Below are 3,362 nucleotides of genomic sequence, written 5' to 3' on the forward strand. Positions count from 1 at the left end.
GGGGGGCGAGCGTAGCGAGAACACGTTCGGCGGTCTAACAGTCCGACAAACGAAATGAAGGCTTAAAAGCCGGAATGAGTGCGTTCAGTTCTTTTCTGTTGATCGGGATGATGAATGATAGTAATCACGAAATTGTTAATTTTAGGATAAATCGAGGGAAAAAGGATAAGACATTGATATAGAAGAGAGTGATTTTTTTATAAAAGTGGTATAAAGCCTTATATATCAACATTTCTTCATTTTTAGGCACTTAACAATACGTTAGTGGGCACTAAGCTATTTTTAAGTGCGGATTAATGTTGCTTTTATCTTTTACTTAAATTAGAATTAAGTGAATTGATAGGAGGTGACATTAAATGGATGCAAATATGGAGTTCCAATCTGATACCCAAACTTTGTTAGGAAAGAAAGAAAAAGTTTATATCGACACTGAAACTGGTGAAAAAATCTACGCAGAGCAAATCACTAAAAGAGCATATGGTCAGAAGCAATTTTGGAAGATTTACTTGATGGATTTCCTTCATATTTTAGGTCTAGCTGATTCCAAGCAAATTGACGTTCTGATCTACATATTGCAGAATACAGAACAAGCCAATAATACGTTTGTAGGAACGTATAAAAAAATTGCTAAAGAAGCTAACGTTTCAGAACCTACAATCGCTAAAATCATGAAAAAACTCCAAGAAAATCATTTCATCATTAAGGTTCAAAACGGTGTATGGCAAGTATCACCTAACATCATGATGAAAGGCTCAGAACACAAAAAGAGTCTTCTGTTGAACTACTATGACGATAGTATGGAATCATCAGAAAAGGACTCTAATTAAAATGTGATTGCAAGACATTTTAATTAAAAAAAGACCCCCATCCAAAAAGATGAGGGTCTTTTTTTTACAAAATTTCGCTTTCATAGAGCTTCCAGTTGAATTGAGATTTTTCGTCTCCGCGAGCACCTACAACGCCGCGAACTTTAATACTGTCACCAAGAGAAATCTTACTTTTGCTTGATTTGTCTTTTAATTCAGCAATTATTGTATAAGGCATCAGTTCTTTTTTTTCCGTACTGATAGTAGACCAATCTTGTTTTTTGTAGTCTTTCGATGAAACTAGAACAATGCTGTCATTTATAGCATCGAGATCTGCAACAATACCGCTCCAAGAAACAGTTTTGTTTTTAACATAAGTGTCAAAAACGATTGAACGTTCTTCCGATGGAATTTTGTAAAAAGCACTAGCGTATTCATCAAAATCTGATTTTGCATACTTAGCGAAATCATTTTCTTTTGTCGAAGAACTTGTCATCGCTTTTTTATTTTCTAAAACGTTTATGTAATCCTTGGATTTGTCTTGATTTGCTTTAAGTAATACGTAAATATTTTTTACTGAATAGGCGTTTAAATCAGGGTTTTCATGAGATTTTGCTTGAGATTCTTTTTTGTATTCGATTATATCTGCTTCTGGAGTTCGAATAGCTTTGACTAGACCTTCAGAACCTTCAAATTTACTAGTAACATCTTCCGAATCTCCGCTTACTAAGTTAGATTTCTTTAGAAGTTCATACGCACTATTTGCTGTCATTGAAGCTGGAGCTTTAGCCTTAACTTCAGTTTTTTCCGTTTTAGCTGCATCATCATTACCACACGCACTAACTAAAACAGCACTAAGAATAGCGACTGAAGCATACCCATATTTTTTAATCAATTTGATCATTCTCCTTTGAACTTTTGATTGCTAATCTGTAGCTTAACCTATATCTCTTTAAAAAAACCATATTTTTGGAAAAAGAAAAAGAACGGTTGAAAAATCTACCGTTCCAAGTCATTATCACGCTTTTTCTCTTGACTTCGTTTCTGTATTTGAGCCTCTCTTTCTTCAACGATTTCTGGAAGCATCTCATTGGCTCTCTTACTAATTCGTGCGTGATCTATCATATGATCCAGTCCGATTTTTTGATTGTCAGGCAACTTCTCAATCAACCATTCTCTCGTCGCTCTATGAACAGAAGCCCTTATAACATTCGCCATATCAGAAACCTTTTTGTGGACAGCCTTATCAAATCGTTCTGTCCATGCTCTCACTATCTCGTTTGCCTTTTGGAGCTGTTCAGATAGCCCTTTATTTTCTTTGGTCAATCCTTCGTTAGTCGCCTGCAGCTCGTCATTTTCCTTCTGAAGCCAACGTTTTTCGCTTTCTAAGACGTTGAAGTTCCTTTTTAGGATGCCCAATTTCCGTTCAATTTGTTCCGATTCTTCAAGGTAATGATTCGCATTTATCATTTGTTTCGTCAATTCAACTGCATGACGCTCCTTCAGTTCCTTCACTGTCTCTTCTAAGCGTTCCGAAACTCGTTCTTCTACCACGTCGTCCAAACCTGATTTATAACGTTCTGCTTGTGCTGAAGCAATCTCGTATTTCTTCTGAAGATTGCTGATTTTGTCGTCTTTTTGCTCGATCTTGGACTGCAAAACAGTGATTTCTCGTCGTAATTCTTCGTTCTTGAATTCCATATCGGGTACTTTCATCATCGCGAGGTCTCGCATTTCCTCGAAATCCTCTCGATCCATGACAATTTTTCCTGTTTCTTTGCCAAAGATCGTCTTCTGATCTTCGAATTCCAAGCTATCGAACCGTTCGACCTTCTCGAACAATTCTTTTAAGCCCTCTCGTTTGGCTTCCAGTAGCTTCGTATCACTCTGGATCGCCTCTCGCTGCTGTTCCGCATCCAATACCGCTTCTTGTGCCTTGAGAACCTTGTACGTGGCCGTATCGATGTGTTGAGCCTTCGAACCCTCTTTCCCTCGCTCGATATCAAACCCATGCTTTTGAAGATAATTCGGGAGTTCTGATTGCAATGCCTTGAGTTCATTCCGGTCAAATACGTTCTTGCTCTGAAGTTTGCCGTCTCGCATGGGTACGATCGCGATATGAGCATGAGCGCCAGCACCCTTCAATTCATCAAAATGGGCAACGGAATAGAGGACATTTTGTTCTCCATATCGCTCTTTGAAGAAATCAGTGGAGACTTTGAAGAATCGTTCTTTTTCTGACTGGTCCATGTCCTTGAAGAAATCACGATCTGAACCCACGACAAACTCATTGAAATAGACCGCATCTTTTCTTAGGGCACGTTTACTTTCATTTTGGGATTCGAATGTTTCTTTCCATTTTTCCATGTAGTTGATGTGTTGGGCGTTGATATAGTCTCGATTGAGGTGAGATAGGGAAGCGTTGATGTCGGGATTGGTCTTACTTTCTCGTTCTCTTTGATTGTGGATCTGATAGCCTTTTACATCATTTTTCTTTACCTTCTGCATCCTACAAACCAACTTAGAACCCATAGAAAGCCCCCCTGTTTTTCGCTC

Annotated in this window: 3 protein-coding genes; 1 reads left to right on the forward strand and 2 read right to left on the reverse strand. The window is 38.2% G+C overall.

The features are described 5' to 3' along the window. The first annotated feature begins 356 nt into the window (after positions 1-356). The gene (locus KNQ04_RS15430; protein WP_214851793.1) at positions 357-827 is read left to right on the forward strand and encodes a replication/maintenance protein RepL; all 471 of its coding nucleotides are present in this window, start codon (positions 357-359) and stop codon (positions 825-827) included. A 64-nt stretch (positions 828-891) separates the two neighbouring features. Here the strand turns inward: KNQ04_RS15430 and KNQ04_RS15435 are convergent, their stop codons facing one another. Further along, on the reverse strand, positions 892-1,701 hold the full coding sequence (locus KNQ04_RS15435; protein WP_214851795.1) for a hypothetical protein: 810 nt from the start codon (positions 1,699-1,701) through the stop codon (positions 892-894). Between the two features lie 104 nt (positions 1,702-1,805). Continuing rightward, positions 1,806-3,362: MobV family relaxase (mobV, locus tag KNQ04_RS15440; protein ID WP_214851797.1), on the reverse strand; the 1,557-nt coding region annotated here is incomplete at its 5' end.

This window comes from Exiguobacterium sp. s193 (genome assembly GCF_018618755.1).
GTDB lineage: Bacteria > Bacillota > Bacilli > Exiguobacteriales > Exiguobacteriaceae > Exiguobacterium_A.

Coding starts and splice junctions, on each gene's coding strand:
- KNQ04_RS15430 (WP_214851793.1), top strand. CDS start 357: ATGGATGCAAATATGGAGTTCCAATCTGATACCCAAACTTTGTTAGGA.